Origin of the sequence: Flavobacterium franklandianum (genome assembly GCF_007097365.1) — a bacterium.
Lineage (GTDB): Bacteria > Bacteroidota > Bacteroidia > Flavobacteriales > Flavobacteriaceae > Flavobacterium > Flavobacterium franklandianum.
Genome location: NZ_VJZR01000005.1, coordinates 225875 through 250669, shown reverse-complemented (window position 1 = coordinate 250669; position 24795 = coordinate 225875). Strand labels below are relative to the sequence as shown.

The following is a 24795-nucleotide window of genomic DNA, read 5'->3' as shown; positions in this document are numbered from 1 at the left end:
CTAAAATCCTATGAACTTAACTGAAAGAGACCAAAACAACATTTGGCACCCATATACCCAACACAAAACTGCGGCACTTCCTATTGCCATAAAAAGAGGAGAAGGTGCTTTGCTTTGGGACGAAAATAACAAGGAATATATTGATGCCATCGCTTCTTGGTGGGTCAATCCTTATGGGCATTCGAATAAATTTATTGCCGATGCGATTTACAAACAATTGACCACTTTAGAACACGTTCTTTTTGGAGGATTTACGCACGAGCCAGCCATAATTTTGGCCGAAAAACTGATGGAAATTTTGCCAAAAAACCAACAAAAAATATTCTTTTCCGACAATGGTTCTACTGCTGTTGAAGTCGCTATAAAAGTGGCGTTGCAATATTTTTTCAACAAAGGCGAAAAAAAAACTACGATTATCGCTTTCGAAAATGCCTTTCACGGCGATACTTTTGCCGCAATGGCTGCCAGTGGAATTTCTTTTTACACTCAAGCTTTTCAAGGAATGTTTATTGACGTGGTTCGAATTCCTGTACCAATAAAAGGGCAAGAACAAGAAAGTTTTAATGCCTTGGAAAAGGTTATTCAAAATAATAATTGTGCCGGATTTGTCTTTGAGCCATTGGTACAAGGCGCAGCTGGAATGGTAATGTATGAACCAGAAGCATTGGATAAATTAATTCAAATTTGTCAAGAAAACAAAGTGCTGACCATTGCCGATGAAGTGATGACGGGATTCGGAAAAACAGGAAAAACTTTTGCCTGTGATTATCTAACTGAAAAACCGGATATGATGTGCTTGTCCAAAGCATTGACAGGAGGTACTATTCCTATGGCAATTACGACTTTTACACAGGATATTTTTGAAGCTTTTTATGATGAAGACATCAATAAAGCCTTGTTTCACGGACACACTTTTACGGCAAATCCAACGGGTTGTGCAGCGGCGTTGGCGAGTTTGTCTTTGTTGCAAACCCAAGAAATGCAAGACAATTTAGTTAGAGTGAATAAAAGGCATTTAGAATTTAAAAAGCATATCGAATCGCATCCAAAAGTAACTACAACACGAGTTTTAGGAGTTATTTTTGCCTTGGAAATACAAACCGAAAGTGCCGCAAGTTATTATGGAACTTTACGCAATAAACTCTATAATTTCTTCATCGAAAGCGGAATAATTCTGCGACCTGTTGGAAATATTGTTTATATTTTGCCTCCTTATATTATTACAGATGAGCAATTGCAAAAAGTGTATGAAGTGGTCGAAAAAGCTTTAGAAATAGTTTAATACATAGATTTGCTTCGCCTGTTCGCTATCGCTCGAGTGACGGATTAAACGGATTAAAACAGATTGAAAAATAAAAAATCCGTTTTTATCTGTTTAAATCAGTGTCATCTGTGTGCCATTTTTCACGACCTTTGTCCTAAAATAAAAGCCTTGTCTAAAACTATCTCCATAACTTCCATAGCATCCATTTCTCCATTGGGCAATGACCCGAAGACGATTTGGGAAAATTATCAGAATTCCAATCATTGTTTTACCGAACATTTTTTAGACCATAAAAACACCTTGGTTGCCAAACTCGACGATGATTCAAATGAAATAATCGAGGCATTAAAACAATCGGACATTAAATACAAATCCTTGGACAAATCGGTTTTGTATGCGATGGCAGCATCTCGCAAAGCTATCGAAAATGCAGGTTGGACTTCCAATGATGTTTTTGGAATCAACATTGGTTCTTCTCGTGGTGCTACTGATTTATTTGAAAGACATTTTCAGGAATATTTAGAAACTGGAAAAGCCCAGACTTTGGCTTCTCCAACGACAACTTTAGGTAATATTTCCTCTTGGGTGGCTCACGATTTGCAAAGTTCGGGTCCTGAAATTTCGCATTCGATTACCTGTTCGACAGCTTTACACGCTTTGTTGAACGGTGTGGCTTGGCTTCGTGCTGGAATGACGGACAAATTCCTAGTCGGTGGAAGTGAAGCCCCTTTGACGGATTTTACGATTGGACAAATGCGTGCTTTGAAAATTTATTCCAATAGTGATGAAGCGTTTCCTAATCGAGCTTTCGACTTGGAAAAAAAGCAAAACACAATGATTCTTGGCGAAGGTGCAGCGGTTTGTTGTTTGGAAATTGGACAAAAAGAAAACGCTTTGGCTTATGTTGAAGGCATTGGTTACGCCACAGAAATCTTGGAACACAACATCTCCATTTCGGCCGAAGCGACTTGTTTCCAGAAATCGATGAAAATGGCTTTGGAAAACACCCATTTATCCGAAGTTGACGCTATTGTAATGCACGCTCCAGGAACCAAAGCAGGAGATTTAACGGAATACAAAGCCATCCAAAAAGTTTTTGGCACCAATTTGCCAATGCTTACTACCAACAAATGGAAAATTGGACACACTTTTGGCGCTTCGGGAATGTTGAGTATGGAACTTGCGATTTTGATGATGCAACATCAGGAATTTATTGGTGTTCCATTTGCCGAAGTTCAAAAACCAAGAAAACAAATCCGTAAAGTGCTGGTAAATTCGGTAGGTTTTGGCGGAAATGCGGTAAGTATTTTGTTGGGAATTTAACCACGAAGGTCGCAAAGGAGGCGCAAAGGTCACGGTTTTTTAGCCACAGATTTGAACAGATTTAACGGATTCACACTGATTATTTGAAATATTTTTTAACTTAAATGACCTTATGTGTCTTATGTGGTATAAAAAAATCCGTTTTTATCCGCGTTCCATTTACTATTCCACTACGATTGAAAACTGGGACTGATTACTGACCACTACTTTCTAATTCCTTGACTTTATCGTAAACCAAGTTGCTTTCAAATCCTCTCCGAAGCATATAATCACAAAATTTCTTTCGTTTTTTTAAAGTGTTCTTTTCTTGGATGAATTCCCAATGCCTTTCGGCCAATGTGTGAAAGGTTTCTAAATATTCTTCGGTTGTAATTTCTTTAAGCGCAATGTTGATAAGTGTTTGCGATATATTTTTAAACTTTAATTCATTAACAATCCTGATTTTTCCCCAATGCTTGATGCGGTGTTTTCCTCTGGCAAAACTACAAGCAAAACGTTCTTCGTTGAGAAAGTTATCCCCAATGAGATGTACCATTATTTGGTCTCTTTCATCTGAATCCATTTTCATTGTTCGCAATTTTGAAACTACTTCTTCGTGACAACGTTCCTGATAAGCACAGAAATATTCTATTTTTTGTATGGCTTCTTTTATGGAGAAAACGTCTTTCATTATGCTGATAATATTTGTATAGTAGAGTTCGGACAAAGAAATTGAAGTAACAAAATTAGGTTTTTATATTTTGATAAAGAGCGTTTTTAAATTGTCTTTTTTTGTGAATTTGTAATTAGCAAACCACCAATATTAGAGTTTAATTAAAATAAAAAGAGGACGTACAGATTAGCGCAAGATGAATGTGAGTGATATTCATCAAATTTGTGACAAAATGAAATATGAGTTTGGTATGCATTTAATCATCCAACTTTATAATTTGAATTTTGGCACTTTTTTTAGTTATAAATCAAAAAAAATATTAAATAATAATTGATTTAATGTTTTTAAATCTCATTTTTAATAAATTACATAATCATTAAATAGCGTTATAACGAATTAATAGGTACTTAAACGAATATTTTTGGAAATACTCTATTTGTTGTTTAGCTTGGCTTGCATTTTATTTTTTAATGGCTTGGTTATGAAATAATTATATAAAGTTATGATCAAAAAATTACTTCTTACAGTTTTTTTAGTTTTGGTTCAAACTAACTTTTTTGCGGCAATAAATACTTACGTTGGCGTTAATGGTGGTGTTTGGAACCTTTCAACAAATTGGTCCACAGGTGCAATTCCAACTACTTCTGATGATGTGGTGATACCAACAGGAAAAGTGGTGATTCTTGGTGCGAATGTTTCAGCAAATAGTATTAGTATTTCTGGGACAATGAGTATTTCTTTTAAAGCCGATATTACAATAAATTCACAACTAATAGTTGTCACATCTCCCAATGGGCACATTGATTTTGATCATTCTATAATTAGATTACCTTCTACTGTTTCTCTATATCTTCAAAATGGTTCAAACAGTTTAAATGGGAGTTGTAATAATAATGACGAGATTTTTGTTGGTGCCGTGCAATATGCTGTTTGTACTGGTGGCGGAGCAATTTACTTATTTCAAGATATTGAAAATGCAGGAGGCATTAATGTTGTTACTTCCGGAACAATAGGTGTTGCACAAACAATTTGTAGTGGAGCTACTCCTGCAACTTTGACATCGATAACGGGTGCTACAGGTCAAGGAACAATTTCCTATGAATGGCAGACAAACGCATCGGGTAGTTATGTGACTATCTCAGGTGCAATAGGTGCAACTTATTCTCCACCTGCTTTAACCTCTACAACAAGTTATCAACGACGAACAATTTCTGTATTTGGTTTATATACTTTTTATTCGGCATATACCACTCCAGTAACTATTTCTATAAATTCATCGCCAACAATAACTTCCCAGCCCATTACACAGTTAGATTGCGAACGATTATCAGTTAATTTTACTGTTGTTGCATCGGGTTCTGGGTTTAACTATTCTTGGCAATATAGAAAAATTGGGGATGCTACTTACACGACTATAATTTCAAATTCTACCAACGTAGATAATTTTAATGAAAATAAAATTACGATTAGAAATGTGGGAAGCGCTCAATTTCCTAATGGCACATTATTTCAAGTCATTGTCACCAATAGTAGCGGGTGTAGTGTTACATCGTATGCTGCAACACTTCTGGTTAATGAAATAAAGGGTATCTCTCCGTCTGCAACTGCTGTGACCCAATGCTATGGAACCAATTATTCTTACACGGTTTCTACTTCGACACCATCTCCAGGTTATGTGGTTTCGTATCAATGGAAAAGCTCAGTAACTTCTGGTGTTTGGAATAATGTAGTCGATGGAACTCATTTTTCAGGTGCTACATCTGCAACTTTGAATATTATTAATGGTACGCCAACAGAGTCTGCAGAATACAAAGTGCAAGTCATTTTCACTTCTTCCGGGACAAATTGTACAGTGACTACGGCTTTGAACAGACAGATTACTTTTCTCCCAGAAGTAACGCCACCAGTTGCTACAATCACTCAGCCCGATTGTATTACGTCAACAGGAAGTGTGACTTTGAGTGGTTTACCTGCAATTGGAACTTGGACATTAACCAGAAGTGGTAATTCAAGTGCAACAACGACGGGATCAGGAGCGAGTACTATTATTACTGGATTAGCCCCGGGAACATACACTTATACAATCACTTTAGGAACTTGTACTTCATTGGCTTCTGCAAATATTGGAATTCAAGCAGCAACTACTGCAATTTGGAATGGCTCAGCATGGACAAATGGACCACCAACTTTTAACCAAGCATTGCAATTTACAGGAAATTATACTTCTTCAGGAGATTTAACAGCTTGCTCTTGTACAATCACCAGTGGAGCAGTTACTTTTAACCCAACACATACTTTAAAAATCACCAATTGGGTTCATGTCAACGGAGGTTCACTAACCTTCGAAGATTCCTCCAGCTTGGTACAAATTAATAATGTGGTCAATATTGGTAACATAACCTACAAACGCAATTACACAGGTGGAGAAATGGATTATACGTATTGGTCTTCGCCTATATCAGGACAGAATTTGCTTACATTATCTCCTTCAACTAAGTTGGATAAGTTTTTCTCTTTTGATGGAACAGATTGGGTTCAAGAGGTTCCATCATCTACTACAATGACGATTGGGAAAGGGTATATCATTCGAGGAATTCCACCACCACCTGGGCCTCCTGTAGGTTTTGGTACGCTTTTATTTAACGGTGTGCCAAATAATGGACCATACACAATTTCGGGAATAATTCCTGACATTTCATGTCTTTTAGGAAATCCATATCCATCTGCTTTAGATGCCGATGCTTTCTTAGTTGCAAATAAAGAGGTGTTGAATGGAACGCTCTATTTCTGGACTCATAATACACCAATTGCTATCGGTACACCAAATCCAGGAATAGGAGTATGGACATATTCTGGAAATGACTATGCAGCTTACAATGCAACAGGAGGGGTTGGTGCAGCTCCGCCCGATATAGATCCAAATACTGGACTACCTTACCCAGGACAAGCTCCAAGTGTGAGTACAGGAGGAGTTAATAACAACATTCCATCAGGTAAAATCGCATCTGGTCAAGGATTCTTTGGTAGTAGTAAACTGTCGCCAATTGGTTCTACAATTCTTTACAACAACAATATGAGAGTTGGTGTTGGAACAATTACGGGAAATAACACCCAGTTTTTCAAAACTAAAACGCCGAAATCTATAGAAAAACACCGTATTTGGTTAAACTTAACAAACACTCAAGGTGCTTTCAAGCAAACCTTAGTTGGTTATGTTACCGATGCTACTAATGAATATGAAGGACGTTTTGATGGAGAAAGTTATGACGGAAATGATTTTCTTGATTTTTATAGTGTCAACGAAGACAAGAATCTGGCAATTCAAGGACGTGCCTTGCCGTTTGATGTAAACGACGAAATCCCTCTTGGATATCGAGTAGCTCTCGACGGAGCTTTTACTATAAAAATTGGAAAAACTGATGGTTTGCTATACAATCAACCTGTGTTTCTTGAAGATAAATTGAGAAATTCTGTATTTAATTTAAAACAAGGAAACTATACATTCACAACGGCAGCAGGATTCTTTGATGATCGTTTTGTATTGCGCTATACTGACAAAACATTGGGTAAAGAAGAAGTAGTGCTAAACGATGGAATTACCGTATTATATTCGAATAATTATAAAACGCTAATTATTCGAAATAATGTGAAAGATGCAACTGTAAATTCTGTTTCGCTTTTCAATATAGCAGGTCAAAATATAGCCAATTGGGATGTAAAAGGGCGAGAGCAAACTAGCATCCAGATTCCAATAAAAAACTTGCCTTCGGAAATTTATATTGTAAAAGTCAAAACAACAAAAGGGGAAAGTAGCAAAAAAATAATTATCAAATAGGTAAAAGCAATTTCATTTATATTCATGCTCAGAGCAATGATGAAGAACATAAACCCTGTCAGAAATTTATACTCTGACAGGGTTAGTTTTAAGGTGAATTTAGGATAAATAATCAAAGATTATGAGTCTATCCTTTTTCGGGTTTTATATAAAATATTACTACTTAATTTATTATCTCGAATTCAATCTATTTTACTGAAAAACAATCATTTGATTTTCAATAAGAGAAAGCTTAGACTAATAATAAATTTTATTTTTTTTAACAATATTTATCAGATATATTTTATTTTTCATCGATGTAAAAAAGTGATATATCGACTAAATAAGTAGTTGAACGAATAAGTTTTGATGACTATTGAATAGGTAGTAGTTTCGGTCTTTTAGAAGAAGATGTAAGTCCATATAATTCAATATTTTAAAGTGAAATAAAGATAGTCCCCTGTCTAAAAAATAACAAATTACCTACTATGAATAAGTTCTACTTACGTTCGATTCACACTGTTTTATTTTCATTACAACCATCAAAGGCTACTCGTTCGCTATTTGTGGTTTTGTTGGTTTTCAATTTATTTTTTGCAAGTACAGTTTTTGGACAAACAGTTGGCGATTATCGTTCTAATGGAAACGTGACTTTTAATGCTGCTACTAATTGGCAAAATTATAATGGCACTGCTTGGGTAACTACAACAATTGCTCCTAAGGATGCCTCGTATACAGTTTCGAACACAATTAATGTACGATCAGGCGATACCTCTACGGTTTCAATATCGGTGACGATTGCAGCCAAACTTTCGGTTGAAGGAACATTTACATTAAATAGCAGTGCTAATTTAAGTATAGGATCTATTGTGGTTAATTATAATGGAGCTGGAAATGCTGTCGTTGTCAATGCCGGCAGTGCGCTTACTGTAAATGGTGATTTTACGGTGACAAAAGGAGATATGAATGTTGCTGGTACGGTTTATATTGATGGTAATTTTGAGTCGACTACAGGTAATGTTGATGTCACAGGAGGAGGGTCAATGGCTTCTTCTGGTTTTATGAAATCGCAGGGTTCTGGAACAATTTTTGGCAGTACAGGCGATTGTGGTACAGGTCCTTGTTCCGGAACATCACTAAATTGTCCAAGTTCAATTTCGCCTGCATCTCAGGTGATTTGTCAATCTAGCCAATCGGCGCCAATTACATTTACAAGTTCAGGAGCAACTGTAGTAAGATGGCAAAGTACTACAGATTTTTTAACTTTTACAGATATTACCAATACAACTACTACTTTGCCAGCGCAAACTTTAACACAAACTACTAGGTTTAGGGCAGTTTATACATCCTCAGGTTGTAGCGGGAGTATTAATTCTCCTTATGCGACAGTAACCGTTACTCCTGCAACGGTTGGAGGAACTGTTTCGGGAGGAACGACAATTTGTTCAGGTTCAACTAGTGGATTATTAACGTTAAACGGAAACACTGGAAATGTAGTTCGTTGGGAAAGTTCGGTAAGTCCTTTTTCGAGCTGGAATCCAATTACAAACACTTCTAATACATATACCTCCGGGGTATTAACACAAACAACACAATTTAGGGCAGTAGTTCAAAGAGGGACGTGTACCTCTGCTACTTCAGCGACTACAACTGTAACGATTGATAACACAAACACTTGGACAGGCAACACCACCAGCTGGTTTACACCGTCAAACTGGTCTTGCGGTAGTTTACCAACCGCTACCACAGATGTAGTAATCCCAACTAATGTCACTAGAAAACCAATTATTGATGATAGTAGTAAAATAGCATTAGCCAATACTCTCACAGTATCATCAGGGTCAAGTCTAATAGTGAATAGTAGTAACACCATAAAAGTTACGGACAAAGTAACAAACAACAGTGGAACAATAACTTTCGAAGATTCTGCTAGTTTAGTGCAAATTAATAACGCTTCTGTAAATTCAGGAAATATTACGTATAAACGATATGTTTCCATTCGAAACACTGATTATACCTATTGGTCCTCCCCTGTGGCATTATATACTTTGGGTGGGGTTTCTCAAAACAAAACACTTTCGGATAAGTATTATTCGTATAATTCAACTATAGATAATTGGGAACAAGAATCACCAGCAACAATAATGACCGCTGGTTTAGGTTATATCGTTCGAGGGCCTGAACCAACATCTATACAGCCAGTCCCACCACCACCACCTGGTCTTTATGAAGCTCCTTTTGTGGGTGTGCCAAACAACGGAAATAAAAGTGTTTCAAGTATTATCGCAAACAGATCATATTTATTAGGGAATCCATATCCATCAGCTATTAGTGCAGATAAGTTTCTGATAGCCAATGCAGGTGTTTTGAATGGCACTTTGTATTTCTGGACTCATAAAACACAAATTGGAGTTGGAGGATCTAATCCAGGCACGGGAACTTATGCCTACTCTGGAGATGACTATGCTGTTTATAATGCAACTGGTGGAGTTGGTGCTGCTCCATCGGACATTGACCCCCAAACAAACCTCCCTTATCGAGGTCCTTCTCCTAGTGGTAGTGACAAACCAAATGGGTTTATATCTGTTGGGCAAGGTTTTTTTGCTTCCACTCAAGTGTCACCATCTGGCAGTTCAATTGTTTTTGATAATAGTATGCGTGAAGTTGGCGGTACAACTTTACCAGACGGAACAAAAATTAACGAACAATTTTTCAAAACTAAAAATCCTAATACAAAAACAGCATCAACTATAGAAAAACACCGTATTTGGTTAAATTTATCTAATACACAAGGCGCTTTCAAGCAAACCTTAATTGGTTATGTTTCTAATGCTATCAATGACTACGACAGCCGTTTTGATGGAGAAAGTTTTGACGGGAATGAATTTGTCGATTTTTATAGCATCAACCAAGATAAGAATTTAGTAATTCAAGGTCGTGCTTTGCCATTTGACGAAAATGATGAAGTACCGTTAGGATTTAGATCTACTATAGATGGTACTTTTACCATAAACATTGACCAAGTAGATGGTTCGCTAATGAATCAAGCGGTTTTTATCGAAGATAAGTTGACAAACACAGTATTTGATTTAAAAAGCGGTAATTATACTTTTAATACATTTGCAGGAACTTTTAATGACCGTTTTGTATTGCGTTATACCGATAAAACATTAAGTATAGGTGAACTAGATGGCAACGACGGAATTATCGCCTTATACTCTAATAATTATAAAACATTAATTATACGAAATAATGTGACGGATGCCACTGTAAATGCTGTGGAACTATTCAATTTGCTGGGTCAAAATATAGCCAATTGGGATGTAAAAGAAAATGAGCAAACCAATATCCAGATTCCAATAAAAAATGTGTCTTCTGAAATTTATATTGTAAAAGTTAAAACGACGAAAGGCGAATTCAGTAAAAAAATCATCATTAAATAAAAAGCATAACTCTTCGATGAGTTTCGAAGGGTTATGTTTGACCGAATTAGGTTGAGAATAAATACAGATACTAACTTTGTCATTTTGACGAAAGAAAGACTCGAGTCTCACTATTTATAGGGCTTATTTTGGGGATAGAATTCTAGTACTTTAGCATTGAAAAACCAGATCATTTGCTTAAATCGATATTGAGTTGCCTAATTCATTTTTCAGGAATTTCTAAAGAAACTTAAGGTTGTTTTTATCTCAAAAAGAGTTACTCATTTTTGTCCTAAAGGGAATCGATTTATTGTTACTCAAAAGCAGTAATTAACTAGTACTGTTCAATTATAACCAACAGAATAGCATTATTGTTAGATCCTACAAGGATAAAAGCAAATTCATTTGTTTATTTTTAACAGTATTTATCGTCTATAATCTGTAACAAACCGACAAATTGCAGTTGTATTCCCACTTAATCAGTGTTTTAACGATTTTTTTTTGATATTTAATTGATTATTATTGTTATTTTAGCACTTTGATGTTAATATAATCCCCCTATTATTTTAATCAAAATACGATAATCCCCTTTATCAAAAAATAAATTACCTACTATGAATAAGTCCGAATTAAGTTCGATTTTAAATACCGTATTGTCATTAAAACCATCAAAAGCCATTCGTTTACTGTTGATGGTTTTGTTTTTTTCTATAACGCCTTTGTTTTCTTTTGGGCAATCTCAAACTTTTAATTCATCTGGAACTTTTACTGTTCCGGCTGGTGTTACAAGTATAACTGTACAAGCTTGGGGTGCAGGAGGTGCAGGAGGAGGTTCTACAAATGCTGGATCTTCTAACGGTCGAGGTGGTGCAGGTGGAGGAGGAGGTGCTTATGCAACTGCTACAATTACAGTTACATCTGGGACAAGTCTCCCAATTGTTGTAGGTGCTGGAGGTACAGGAGTTTCTGGTGCCATTGGAAATGCTGGAGGGGACTCAACAATTACAGGATTTACAACTTCAATATATGCTGACGGGGGAAGTGGGGGATCAGGAAATACATCAGGTGGGTCTCCAAGTGGAGGAGCTGGCGGAACGGTTGCGACATCTGTCGGAACAACAATGACAGCGGGTTCTTTGGGTGTAAATGGGGCAACTGCAACTAATCCAACTGTAGCTTCCTCAGGAGCTGGTGGTGCAGGAGCTAATTCTGGCGGAGCTGGAGGAGCAGGAATTGGAACAAGTGGAACTACAAGTGTTGGTAATTCTGGAGCTCAACCTGGAGGCGGAGGCGGAGGTTCAAGGACTTCACAAGATGCTGGAAATCAGTCTGGAGGTGTTGGAGGTGCAGGAAGAATAATAATTACTTGGACTTGTCCAGCAAATGCTGGTACATTAACAGGAAATCAATATATATGTACTTATGGTACAATGGAAACAACATTGTCATCAACAGTTTTAGGTGGGACTTGGTCAAGTGGTTCACCATTAGTAGCTACAGTAAATTCTGCGACAGGGGTAGTAACATCCGTAGCTGCAGGAACGGCTATAATTACTTATACGATTGCATCATCCGGATGTACTACTAGAACTGTTACTAGAACTGTATATGTTACAAATGCGCCAAGTGGCGCACCAAATTTTTCAGGCACTCCTTCTACATCCCAATGTCAAGGTAGTATGGCAACTTATACTATAAATCCCGTAATTGGAGCTTCTAGTTATATATGGTCAACATCTTATACAGGGTGGACAATAGCTCCTTCTGCAGACGGTCTTTCTGCAACTATAACGTTTGGTCCAACTGCTGTTTCTGGAAATTTTGCAGTTAAAGCTACAAATGGATGTGACCCAACGGGAGCAGGAGCAACGCCTCTTACATCGTCTTGGGTAACGATTAGTAATACAGCAGCACCTACATCTGTAACTCCAAGCATGAGCACTTCCATTTGTAATAGCGCAAGTTTAAATCTAAATGCAACTTCTGATGGAAACACTATAAATTGGTATACTACTGCAACAGGAGGGATACTTTTAGGAAATTCTGCAAGTGGTACTAATTTTTCAGTTTCGCCATCAAGTAACACAACATATTATGCAGAAACGAAAACAGCTAGTGGTTGTATAAGTGCAACTAGAACGGCTACGGCATTGATTACAGTAAACACATCACCTTCTGCCCCAACAATAGGAACTACTACTCAGCCTACGTGTTCTACAGCTACTGGCAGTGTCGTTTTAGGCAGTTTGCCTTCTGGCTCTTGGGTGTTAACTAGAAGTCCTGGAAGTATTACAACTACAGGAACAGGAACAAGTACCACAATTTCTGGACTAGCTGCAGGAACAACATATACCTATTCAGTAAATAATTTTATTAATGGTTTAAAAGGGGAATATTTTAATAATACTATGACGCTTTCGGGATCACCTACATTAACCCGCACCGATGCCACGGTTAATTTTGATTGGGCAAACGGAAGCCCTGATCCTTCGATTGGTAACGATAATTTTTCAGTACGATGGTCGGGACTAATACAACCGCTTTACAGTCAAACCTATACTTTCTCAACCAGCAGTGATGATGGTATCAGGTTGTGGGTAAATGGGGTTCAAATCATTAACAATTGGACAAATCATGCAGCAGCTACTGACACAGGCACTATAGCACTTACTGCCGGCGTGAAATATGATATTGTTTTAGAATATTATGAAAACTCTGGTTCGGCAGTATCTCAATTATCGTGGAGTAGTCCGAGTCAGGTTTCACAAATTATCCCATCAACACAGTTATTCTCCGTTTCCAGTTGTGGTTCACCTGCTTCTGCAAATGTTGTTATTAATACACAGCCAACTACACCTTCTGCCCCAACAATAGGAACTACTACTCAGCCTACGTGTTCTACAGCTACTGGTAGTGTAGATTTAAATGGTTTGCCAGCTGGGAATTGGATGTTGACCAGAAGTCCTGGAAGCTTTACAACATTAGGGTCTGGAGCAAGTACAACAATTGCTGGACTTGCTGCAGGAACAACATACATCTATTCGGTAAATAATTTAAATAATGGTTTAAAAGGAGAATATTTTAATAATATGGATCTTTCAGGTTCTCCTGTTTTAACCCGCACCGATGCTACGGTTAATTTTGATTGGGCAAACGGAAGCCCTGATCCTTCGATTGGTAACGATAATTTTTCAGTACGATGGTCGGGATTTGTTCAGCCGCTTTATAGTGAAACTTATACTTTTACAACCAGAAGCGATGATGGCATTAGGCTATGGATAAATGGAACACAACTTATTAATAATTGGAATGATCATTCAGCGGTTAATAATACAGGTACCATTTCACTTACGGCAGGTGTTAAATATGACATCGTTTTAGAATATTATGAAAATGTGGGAGACGCGGTATCTCAATTATCGTGGAGTAGTCCGAGTCAGGTTTCACAAATTATTCCATCAACACAGTTATTCTCCGTTTCCACTTGTGGTTCACCTGCTTCTGCAAATGTTGTTATTAATACACAGCCAGCTACACCTTCTGTTCCAACAGTTGGAACAACTACCCAACCGAATTGTTCTATAATAACTGGAAGCGTAGTTTTAAGTGGTTTGCCAACATCGGGGACTATAAATCAAACGGGAACAACGACTAATAGTTATTCAATTACAGGAACAACAATGACCATTTCAGGATTAGCAGTGGGTAGTTATAACTTTACAGCATCGAATGGTAGCTGTGCCTCATCGGCTACTGCAAATGTAGTTATTAATGCAGCGGTTACGAACACTTGGACAACCGTATGGTCTAATGGAACGCCAAACAGTAGTCATGCACTAGTTTTTAATGGAAATTATCCCCTATCTCACGATACAAATGTAGATGTTACGGGTTGTTCGTGTACTGTCAATACAGGAAGAAATGTTATCATAAAAACAGGGTATAACTTGATAATTACTAATGAAGTTGCCGTTTCTGGAACTGGAACATTAACTTTCGAAAACACTTCTAGTTTGGTACAAACCAATAATGCCTCTATAAATTCAGGAAATATAATTTATCAGAGAACTAGCACATCTGCTCTAACTTCTGATTATACTTATTGGTCTTCACCAGTAGTAAATCATAATTTGAGTATATCTCCGTCATATGCATCAGGGATGTTTTATTCTTATAATGATTTTAGTGTCCCAGAAGATTGGAAAAAAGAATCGGCATCGACAGCAATGTTTGTTGGAAAAGGTTACATCATTCGAGGACCTCAAACATCATCATCACCACCGCCACCGCCAGGATTGTATTATGCTACTTTTACTGGAGTTCCAAATAATGGAATTAAAACAATTGCAATTGGACCTACTACAACTTCAAACCTTTTAGGCAATCCTTATCCATCAGCAATAGATGCCGATACGTTTTTATCAACCAACAGCGCACTTATAGAGGGGACAATTTATTTCTGGACACACAACACGGCTATTCAACTGGCTTCAAATATTAATAACGGGACTGCAGGATCCGGAGTTCATGCATATACATCGGATGATTACGCATCCTATAACGGAACAGGAGGAGTAGCTGTAAGTGAAGGGATTATTCCAACAGGCAAAATAGCAGCTGGACAAGCTTTTTTCACAACTAGCAAAGCTACTGGTGGGTCAGTCACTTTTAATAATATAATGCGTCTTGCAGGAACAACTATTGTTGACAAAACAGGGATTAATCAACAGTTTTTCAAAACTAAAAACACTACAAAAACAACCAACGCATTCGAAAAAAACAGACTTTGGTTAAACCTAACAAATAAACAAGGAGCTTTCAAGCAAACTTTAGTAGGTTATCTTACGGATGCTACCAATGATTATGATAGTAGTTTTGATGGTGAAAGTTTTGACGGGAATGAATTTGTTGATTTTTATAGCATCAGCCTAGATAAGAATTTAGTAATTCAGGGTCGTGCTTTGCCATTTGACGAAAATGATGAAGTGCCTTTAGGATTTAGATCTACTATAGATGGTTCTTTTACCATAAACATTGGCCAAGTAGATGGTTTATTGGCAAATCAACCGGTGTTTGTTGAAGATAAATTGACCAATACCGTATATGATTTAAAAGGGGGAGATTATACTTTTAATACCCTTGCAGGAACTTTTAATGACCGTTTTGTATTGCGTTATGCCAATAAAACATTGAGTGCAAATGATTTAGTAAGCCAATCAAATCAGGTGTTGATTTTTATTAAAAACAAAAAAATAAAAATAAATTCATTATCAGAAACGATAGACAAAGTAATATTCTATGATGTACTCGGAAGACAAATCTACCAAAACGGCAGTATCAATAGTAACGAGTTTTTAATAACCAATTTGGTTTCGAGTGACCAAACGTTAATTGTTAAAACAACTTTACAAAACGGCAAAACAGTTGTGAATAAAATTATATACTAAAACATCAGGTTAAAACTAAAGAAATCCCGCTAGTAACATACTCATTGTTACTAGCGGGATTCATTATTTAGAAATTTAAAAAGGGTACAACTTTCTAATTTACTTTTTGATTAAAAAAAAACTGATTTATTGGTTTTAACTGCGTTCCAATTAAAATAACCAACACTTTTTATTTCCTCTTTACGGTCGCTTCTAAATTTCTTTCGATTGTATGTCCAGGACGAGACCATTTTGGTTTTTCGCCAAGTGGAGCAAATTTAGAATCTATAGCTTCAACCGTTTCCCGTTGGTATACTTTAGCAAAAGGCTGTTGGTTTTTTAATCCTAATATTTCGAACATTTTCACATCCTCATTTACATCATTATTAGGAGTTGTCAGCAATTTATCTCCCGAAAAAATAGAATTGGCACCAGCCAAAAAGCACATCGCTTGTCCTTCGCGACTCATATTTATTCTTCCTGCTGAAAGACGCACTTGGGTTTCAGGCATAACAATTCTTGTGGTGGCAACCATTCGAATCATTTCCCAAATTTCAACTGGTTTTTCTTCTTCAAGAGGTGTTCCTTCAACAGGAACAAGAGCATTAATTGGTACAGATTCTGGTTGTGGGTTTAATGTAGAAAGTGCAACTAGCATTCCTGCGCGATCTTCAATACTTTCTCCCATTCCTATTATTCCTCCACTACAAACTGTAATATTTGTTTTGCGGACATTCTCAATTGTTTGTAAACGGTCTTCAAAACCGCGAGTCGAAATCACTTCTTTATAATATTCTTCGGAAGTGTCGATGTTGTGGTTGTAGGCATACAAACCAGCTTCGGCCAGTCGTTGTGCTTGATTTTCGGTAATCATACCAAGGGTGCAACACACTTCCATATCCATTTTGTTAATGGTACGAACCATTTCTAAAACTTGGTCAAATTCACTACCATCTTTTACATTTCTCCAAGCTGCTCCCATACAAACACGAGATGATCCACTTTGTTTTGCTTTTTCTGCCTGCTCTTTGACTTCGCTAACAGACATTAAATCATTAGTTGTGATTGAAGTATGGTATCTTTTTGCTTGAGGACAATAGCCACAATCTTCTGAACAACCACCGGTTTTAATAGACAATAAAGTGGATATTTGAACCACATTTGGATCGTGATGTTCTCTGTGAATAGTAGCTGCTTCATAAAGTAAATCCATCAAAGGTTTAGTATATATTGCGATAATTTCTTCTTTTGTCCAGTCGTGTCTTGTAGTACTCATCTATTTTTTATTTGAAGTTTCAAAAGTAGTTAAATTGTTCCAATCGACAAAGATGTGTTGCTGAAAAACAGACTCAAAACTAAATTTTAAGAATCCACTACTAATCTGTAGTAAAGCGATTGTTCCATTTCAACATGGTAAATAGAGTTACAATTACTGAAGAGGCAACTCCTTCAAAAAACAAGCAGATGGAATAGGTTACTACGGATGGGTTACCGCCAAACAAGAAATTTTCGGATAATGATTGTACATAGCTATCTCCGCCTTGCATATAGCTGTAAATAATTAATCCGACAACACTTAACGATACACCAACAAGCGAGGTGATCATAGCTGAAATTGCATTAGAAATGAAAGTTTTTTTTCCTTCAGCAATATTCATTTGAATTGTTTTGTTTACGCCATAATAGACGAATATAATATTCAAGAGACGTAAGTAAAGTACATCTGCAAATCCCAAAGCATTCATTAATAAAAAATAAACGCCAATCCCAACGAAGATTGTGGCACCATTGAAAACTTCTTTTGATACTTTCATGTTATTGTTTATTAAAAGGTTAAAAAAAATTGTTTGATAAAGAACTGAATGTCTATCAAATATATGTAAAAAAATAATATTTTTTTACGAAATAGTCTAAATTTTAACTAATTATTGTTGTTTGCTTATGTAGTTCAAAGCGGCTTCCTTGTCTTTTTGTAATTGCTCTTTTAAGAAGATAACCGAATCGAATTTTTGCTCTGAACGGAGATATTTAAGCATTGAAACTCGTATTTCTTGGTTGTATAAATCGGCATCAAAGTCAAAATAATGCACTTCGACAGATAGTTTTTCTCCAGCCACGGTTGGATTAAATCCGATATTCATCATTCCGAAAACAGTCTTTTGGTCGATAATACTTTTTACAACATAAACTCCGTTTCGTGGAATAAGTTTATCGTTTTCTTCAATCAAAAGGTTTGCAGTAGAAAAACCAATAGTTCTTCCTAATTGTTTTCCTTTAGAAACTATTCCTGTTAGAAAGTATTCATAACCTAAATAGTCATTGGCCAAAACCATATTTCCTTCGGTTAAGGCATTTCTGATTTTGGTCGAACTTATCGAAACATCCTTTATTTCTTGAACTGAGATTTGTTCTACCTCAAAATGATATTGTTTCCCAAAAGCGATTAAGTCGTCAATATTTGCGGTTCTGTTTCTGCCAAAACGGTGATCGTGACCAATAATTATTTTTTGAATGTGGAATCGATCGACAAGTACTTTTTTGACAAATTCTTCGGCAGATAATTTTGAAAATTCTTCGTCAAATGGATGAATAACAAGGTTTTGAACGCCTATTTTTTCTAATAAATCTATTTTTTCGCCAATCGTGTTCAGTAATTTTACTTCTGATTGTCCTTTTAAAACCATTCTTGGATGCGGAAAAAAAGTAAGCACTAAACTTTCTGTTGTATCAGTTTCGGTGTTTTGAGTTACTTTTTCTAAGATTTTTCGGTGGCCAATATGAACCCCGTCAAAAGTACCTAGAGTGAGTATGGTTTTTTTTGAGCAAATGAAATCATTTATAGAATTGAAAATTTTCAAAGCAATTGTTTTTAGAATGCTGCAAATTTAGGCTATTAAAACAGATAAAAAAAAGAGGATTGAAATAAATCAACCCTCTCAAAAGTGTTATGATGCGAAACTATTCTTTAATGAATTGCAGTGTTTTTGATTGGTCTTCTTTGGTTACGGTAATAAAATAAACACCATTACTTAACGAAGAAGTATTTACTGTTAAATCGGCTTCTTTCGAAACTGTTTTTTGACTAATAATTTGACCCAAGCTATTAGAAACGGTCAAACTGTTTGGCAAACCTAAAGTGCTAGAAACATAAACATTCAAAGTGCCTTTTGTGGGATTTGGATAAAGATAAATGTCATTTAATGCTTCAAATGTAGTAGTTCCTAAAGCATTGGTTGAAAAATATTTATTTTCTATCATACCATAAGAGGCTCCAGAAGCAATGGTGGTAGAACCGTCTGTAGATTTAATGTTGTAATATCCATCTCCACCGGAACAGCAGATTCCATCACTTTGAGTGTCGTTGATAGTAAAAGTGTAGCATTTATTGCTTTCTAAAGTCCAATTTTCAGTTATGAGTACTGGCAAAGGTAAAATTTCACTATGTTTACCGGGATAAGGGCCACCGCTATATTTAACGACACCAGCACCGTCTTTTATTTCCCAAGTAATTTCATCTCCCCAAAAATCTTGTTGTAAATTAAAAACAAAGTTTGTATAATTGTAGTTAACAGTTGCTAGATCAAAATAATTCCTTGAGGCAGTATTGTTGCTCACTCTTTGATCTGTACCTCCATTGGCTGTTACGATACTAACATTTAAAGTACCATTAAAATTAGTGTTCAATAGCGTTATATCAGCTGATTGGTTTTGTGTTAGTGAACCGTTCCAAGTTTGGGTTTGGTTTGCGCCTCCATTTATAGTATAATTTAAAGTTACAGAAGTTAAAGTTGTCGTTCCTCTATTGTTAATGGATACTTGTTTGTTTGTTAGAGCAGGAGGTGTAGTATTACAGCCATAATCAATGGTATTGTTAAAAGTTGTTATTTTTACCTCTGCATCATTTGCTACCAATGGTATTGCTGTAGCTTTATTAGAGGTTTTTAAAGAGCTTCTTCTAGCAGCGTTATTCATAATTACCGTGATCCTGTCTTTTTGATTTTGGGTAAATATGTTCATACATGCGTCGTTAGTATAATCCATATAATTCTCGGTCATATCATTTCCAGGGTCAGTAGGACAAGAGTCATAAGTAATAAGACATTCATAGTTTTCCCATCCTGCTTTTGGAGTGTCATCACAATAATCAGATGCATTGCAGTCTTTGGTGTTACTATCGCGACTGCCTCCGTCTCCCCAAATATGTTTTAGTCCTAACCAGTGACCTACTTCGTGTGTCATTGTCCTCCCCTTGTCGTAAGGTGGTGCCAATAAAAAAGAACCACCAAAGGCGCTACTGCCAAAAACATCGTAACTAGAAACCACCCCATCAGTATTTGCGGGACCTCCATTAGGGTTAAGACCTTGTAAATAATTTGGATTATTTTGGGCAAAATTATTGTCAGGAAATTGGGCATAACCTAAAAGAGTGTTGTCCGTAAATTTGAGACTCCACATATTCAAATACAATGCAGGATCCCAACTGGTGTTTGGTTTCAAAATTGTTTCAATTTCAGATTCAGACCAAGAAGGTTGAGTGAAATTTACTCTGTCAATACCATTTGTTGGGTTTCCGTTGGGGTCTTGTTTTGCAAGAACAAACTCAATTTCAACATCAGCGCCAACTGGGTTTGTGTTATAACCGGGTGTGCCTAATATTTTTCTAAAATCTTGATTAAGTACTGTAATTTGTGATTGTATTTGAGCATCAGTAGTGTTTGGGGCGGTTCCAATGGCTTGGCCACTGTGAACAACGTGAACAACAACGGGAATTGTTATTACTGTTGCTGCTGTTCTTGAATTGGCTTTTGCAACTTTGTATTTTGCAACTAATGGTGTGAGCCAGGCTTCAAATTGAGTATTTGACATTCTCTTTGGATTATTTTCTTGAAGAAATTTCTCATACTCTGTTGTAGCACATCGAATTATCCCTTTGTTTGGATTTATAGTTCCTGCCTTAACAGGTTTGCCAAATAGCGTTTTGTTTGTTTGATTTTTGTCTTGGCCATAAGTGTTGCCAAGTAAAAACAAGCAAAAAAACATAAGAATTAGTTTGGTAGAAAGGGGGGTAATTTTTTTCATTTTGTAAAAAAATTTTGTCAAAGTTAAGGATTTTAACAATGCATAAGTGATTTGATAAAAATTTAGCAAATAGTTTGTGAGATAGAGTGTCAAATCGATATTTTTTAAACAGAATCGATGATTTATTTGCCATTAAAAGCAGACATTGTGTTTTCTATTCCAGCGGTTCCAAAGGATTTTATAATTTCAGAAGCTAATTCTAATCGTTCAGGAAGTGCCGTTTTTTCGGTTTCGTCCCATTCTCCTAAAACATAATCTACTTGCTTGCCTTTCTTGAATTCGTCGCTGATGCCAAAACGAAAACGAATATAATCGGTGGTGTTTAGAATGGCGTGAATGCTTTTGAGTCCGTTGTGTCCACCATCGCTGCCTTTTTTCCTGATGCGAATAGTTCCAAAAGACAAGTTCAAATCATCAGTAATCACCATAATATTGTCGAGTGGAATTTTTTCTTTTTCCATCCAATACTGTACTGCTTTGCCGCTCAAGTTCATATAGGTATTGGGCTTTAAAAGTAGAAAAGTCCTTCCTTTAAACTTATATTCGGCAAGCGCACCGAGTTTGACGGTTTCGAAGTTGATTCCTTCTTTTCTGGCTAGAAAATCGATGATTTTAAAACCAATATTGTGTCGGGTATTGACATATTCGGCACCAATGTTGCCGAGTCCGACAATTAAAAATTTATTACTCACTGTTTTTAGATTGTTTTTTTGATGTTCGTGAACCACTGATTTTATTGAATCTATTATGTCCTCTGTTTTTGTTTTTTGAAAATAGTGCGTTTATCCATTTTATCATTAGGCAAAAGTAGTGTAATTACTTAATTGTTTCTCCGTTGACTGTTGTGAACATTCTTTTTTCTTTCAAACCATCAAGAAATTACTTTGATTAAGATTTTTAGAAGTTCTTTGTGAAACTTAATTTTTTAATGGTTTAAGGTTTTCTAGATTTAAATTTTGAAAAAGAATGGCTGTCTTTGAGCCCTGATAACTTTTGGTTTATAACTGACATAATTATTGGCTTTACTTTTAAAATGGGCATAATTACGAAATAATTATAGCTATTGCTATTTTTTTTAGTGCATCAATAAAAAGGTGCTCGTCACAATAGTAGAGACACCTATTAACGTGTGCTTTACTGCCTATCGTATTGATAAAGGCATTGTAAACTTCCATATTTTATGAGCTCGACATATATTTATCAGAAAAAAAAGATTAATCTTGGATTCTGAGTTGTCAGCAATAGTGAAATTCCCCACACCCTTAATAGAAAAAATCAAATCACGGTCACGCAGGATTTTGTTTGGCTTTCTATAGTGTCGCGAGACAATGAACAGGAGTTGCTAAGTTCATTAATGGAAGGGGAAAATGGGTAACTGCCATCGCTTGTATTACCATTAAAAAATAAAAAAAATAGCCATAATCCCGATGCAATGGGAATCAAAGGCAGAAAAAAAATGAGGAGTATAAAAGATTCAAAGTAGCAACTCTGGTTAATTTATAGCTTTATGAGTAAATTTTTATTAGAGGTTCACGACTTTGTGTCTTTAACAGGCATCAATTCGCTGTTTGTAAATAATATTAGTGTTATCAAAAAGCAGTTTTAACATAAAAACCCGAAACAATTGTTTCGGGTTTTACCTCACTAATTAAGTGAGATTAACTAAATCAACTAAACTTAACAATTTTTTTATAGTAACCGATTAAACCACCGTGTTTCTCAAAACACCAATTCCTTCAACCTCGAGTTCTACAATGTCACCGGGTTGCAATGGTCTATGAACGGAAAAATTATTTTCGATTAAACTTCCCCAACCAACAGTTCCCGAACCTAAAATATCTCCCGGCATCAGTGTTACATTGTTCTCAGAAGCGCGTTCCATCATTTGTGGAAAAGTCCAATAAACGGTTTTATAGTTGCCTTCACAGATGGTTTCTCCATTGATTTTTGAAGTCATTTTTAAATCAAAACGATCGCTTGTACTTTTGGGCATAGCCAAATGTTCTGGATGTAATTCTCTCGAAATGCTGTAACGGTATTTTTCAAATTCATCTTTGGTAACGATGCAAGGCCCAATGGCATTGGCAAAATCTTTTCCTTTGTGAGGGCCAAGAGGAACGGTCATTTCGTGTTTTTGGATGGCACGAGCAGTCCAATCATTAAAAACCGTATAACCAAAAATATAATCATTGGCATTTTCGGCTTTAATGTCTTTTCCTTTCTTGCCAATTATAACTGCCATTTCTAGCTCAATGTCTAATTTTTCCTCGCCAGCTGGACGCTGAATATTATCTTCGGGACCATAAATGGCCTGATGATTCGTAAAATAAAAAATGGGAATTTCGTACCAAGCGGCTCCAACCGTATGACCGAATGATTTCGAGGCATTTAGCATATGTTGTTCGAAACCAATATAATCGCGAAAGCTTCTTGGATTGGGTAGTGGTGCTAATAATTTGACCTCATCTAAAGTATAATGAGGTTGTACTTCACCAAGTTCTTTTATGATTTCAAAATAAGCTTCGTGATTGTCTATAAAGCTCAGCATATCCGTGGGCAGTCTAGAATCGGTTAGCTGCATATCTACAACAGCACCATCTTGTAGCCAACCTGTGCGGCTTTCGCCTGCTTTATTTTCGAATGTTATTAATTTCATTTCAATTTTTTTAAATAGGTTGGGTGAGTGCCATACAAGTTTTTCCCATTGTAGCTCCAATATTGGCTTCTTCGGGTAATGTTTTACCTTCGAATAACATAAGTTCCCATTCGCCCAATTTTTCGGAGGCTTCAACCACCATTTTACATCTTTCGAGTCTGCGATTCATAAAACGAGAGAATATGGCTTCGGCACCGTCTTGTTTTGTAATTTCTTCGGCAAGAACTACTGCATCTTCAATGGCCAAAGCCGCTCCTGAACCCAATTGCGGAATAGTGGCGTGAGCGCCATCGCCAATGATTAAAACATTGCCTTTGTACCAAGGTTCTGGCAAATGCAAGGTTTCCAAAGGTCTGTAATTAACCAGTTTTGGATTCGTGATTTGATCAATTAAATCTTGTACCATTGGAACAGGATATTCTTCTAAATACGATTTTAGTTTCGGAATCATTTCTTCTTCCTTGATTAATGGATTGTCAGCGCCTTCTGCCGAAACAACGAATATATATATGGTGTCTTCTGTCATTGGAATCAATCCCACTTTGCTTCTTTTTCCAAAATATATGTAACCAGTGTCTAAATCTTTAGGTCTGTCAAAAGCATAACGCCAAACTGATAGTCCAGCATATTTTGGTGAATAATCGCCAAAAATTAATTGTCTTACTTTGGATTTCATTCCATCGGCACCAATCAACAGATCATAGCTCCCGGTAGTTCCATCTGAAAAAACAACATCTACACCATTTTCTTTGTTTGTAATTGTATCAACGGTAAGTCCCATTCTATATTGAACGCCAACCGTTTCCGATCTTTCTTTTAAAACATCGTGAAGCGTTCTTCTAGAAATTCCGTTATGGGATGGAAAACGACCCATAGGAGGCGTACCCGTTTCGGCAAATTGATGTCCCGTTGGGGTACACATTTTGACTTTGCCATAAGGACAACCTCTTTTGATAGCTTCATCGGCCACACCCAAGGAATCCAAAGCTCTTAAAGCATTGGCTTGCTGGATAATTCCAACACCATACACATCGTACTGGGGCAAAATTTCGACAATTTCTACTTCTATTCCTATTTGTCTTAAAGCGATAGCTGTAGATTGTCCACCGATACCACCACCAACAATAAGCACTTTCTCTATAGCTTTCATAATATAAGT

General features: G+C 36.4%; 13 protein-coding genes. 5 read left to right on the top strand and 8 right to left on the bottom strand.

From position 1 onward, the window contains the following. The first annotated feature begins 10 nt into the window (after positions 1 to 10). Positions 11 to 1282 (top strand): adenosylmethionine--8-amino-7-oxononanoate transaminase, encoded by a 1272-nt coding sequence (gene bioA / locus FNW17_RS08580; RefSeq protein ID WP_143389142.1) that lies wholly within the window; start codon positions 11 to 13, stop codon positions 1280 to 1282. Positions 1283 to 1432: 150 nt separating this feature from the next. Next, positions 1433 to 2587 carry a beta-ketoacyl synthase N-terminal-like domain-containing protein gene (locus FNW17_RS08575; RefSeq protein WP_143389143.1) on the top strand — a complete coding sequence of 385 codons (1155 nt, stop codon included), beginning with the start codon at positions 1433 to 1435 and terminating at the stop codon, positions 2585 to 2587. A 193-nt stretch (positions 2588 to 2780) separates the two neighbouring features. Here FNW17_RS08575 and FNW17_RS08570 read toward each other — a convergent pair whose 3' ends face one another. Continuing rightward, on the bottom strand, positions 2781 to 3257 hold the full coding sequence (locus FNW17_RS08570) for a regulatory protein RecX (RefSeq protein WP_144071429.1): 477 nt from the start codon (positions 3255 to 3257) through the stop codon (positions 2781 to 2783). A gap of 484 nt (positions 3258 to 3741) precedes the next feature. Between FNW17_RS08570 and FNW17_RS08565 the strand changes: the two genes are divergently transcribed. The 3 genes from FNW17_RS08565 to FNW17_RS08555 all read left to right on the top strand — a co-directional run bounded on the left by FNW17_RS08565 (position 3742) and on the right by FNW17_RS08555 (position 15922). Next, on the top strand, positions 3742 to 7074 hold the full coding sequence (locus FNW17_RS08565) for a G8 domain-containing protein (protein ID WP_144071428.1): 3333 nt from the start codon (positions 3742 to 3744) through the stop codon (positions 7072 to 7074). Positions 7075 to 7541: 467 nt separating this feature from the next. After that, on the top strand, positions 7542 to 10496 hold the full coding sequence (locus tag FNW17_RS08560) for a T9SS type A sorting domain-containing protein (protein ID WP_144071427.1): 2955 nt from the start codon (positions 7542 to 7544) through the stop codon (positions 10494 to 10496). Positions 10497 to 11089: 593 nt separating this feature from the next. Further along, a complete protein-coding gene (locus FNW17_RS08555) occupies positions 11090 to 15922 on the top strand; it encodes a PA14 domain-containing protein (protein ID WP_185965283.1) in 4833 nt (1610 codons plus the stop codon). Between the two features lie 169 nt (positions 15923 to 16091). Here the strand turns inward: FNW17_RS08555 and bioB are convergent, their stop codons facing one another. From bioB to FNW17_RS08520, 7 genes are all read right to left on the bottom strand, one after another. Next, positions 16092 to 17177 (bottom strand): biotin synthase BioB, encoded by a 1086-nt coding sequence (gene bioB / locus FNW17_RS08550; RefSeq protein WP_143389148.1) that lies wholly within the window; start codon positions 17175 to 17177, stop codon positions 16092 to 16094. 100 nt (positions 17178 to 17277) lie between these two features. Then, the gene (locus FNW17_RS08545; RefSeq protein ID WP_144071425.1) at positions 17278 to 17715 is read right to left on the bottom strand and encodes a hypothetical protein; all 438 of its coding nucleotides are present in this window, start codon (positions 17713 to 17715) and stop codon (positions 17278 to 17280) included. 111 nt (positions 17716 to 17826) lie between these two features. Continuing rightward, positions 17827 to 18759: a bifunctional riboflavin kinase/FAD synthetase gene (locus FNW17_RS08540; RefSeq protein WP_144071424.1), complete on the bottom strand. Its 933-nt coding sequence runs from the start codon at positions 18757 to 18759 to the stop codon at positions 17827 to 17829. 100 nt (positions 18760 to 18859) lie between these two features. Continuing rightward, a complete protein-coding gene (locus FNW17_RS08535; protein WP_143389151.1) occupies positions 18860 to 20980 on the bottom strand; it encodes a T9SS type A sorting domain-containing protein in 2121 nt (706 codons plus the stop codon). Between the two features lie 122 nt (positions 20981 to 21102). Next, complete coding sequence (gene pth, locus FNW17_RS08530; protein WP_317129771.1) at positions 21103 to 21672, bottom strand: aminoacyl-tRNA hydrolase; 570 nt, start codon at positions 21670 to 21672, stop codon at positions 21103 to 21105. A gap of 1010 nt (positions 21673 to 22682) precedes the next feature. Continuing rightward, positions 22683 to 23636 carry a fumarylacetoacetate hydrolase family protein gene (locus FNW17_RS08525; protein WP_143389153.1) on the bottom strand — a complete coding sequence of 318 codons (954 nt, stop codon included), beginning with the start codon at positions 23634 to 23636 and terminating at the stop codon, positions 22683 to 22685. A 10-nt stretch (positions 23637 to 23646) separates the two neighbouring features. Then, a complete protein-coding gene (locus FNW17_RS08520) occupies positions 23647 to 24786 on the bottom strand; it encodes an FAD-dependent monooxygenase (RefSeq protein ID WP_143389154.1) in 1140 nt (379 codons plus the stop codon). Between the last annotated feature and the right edge of the window lie 9 nt (positions 24787 to 24795).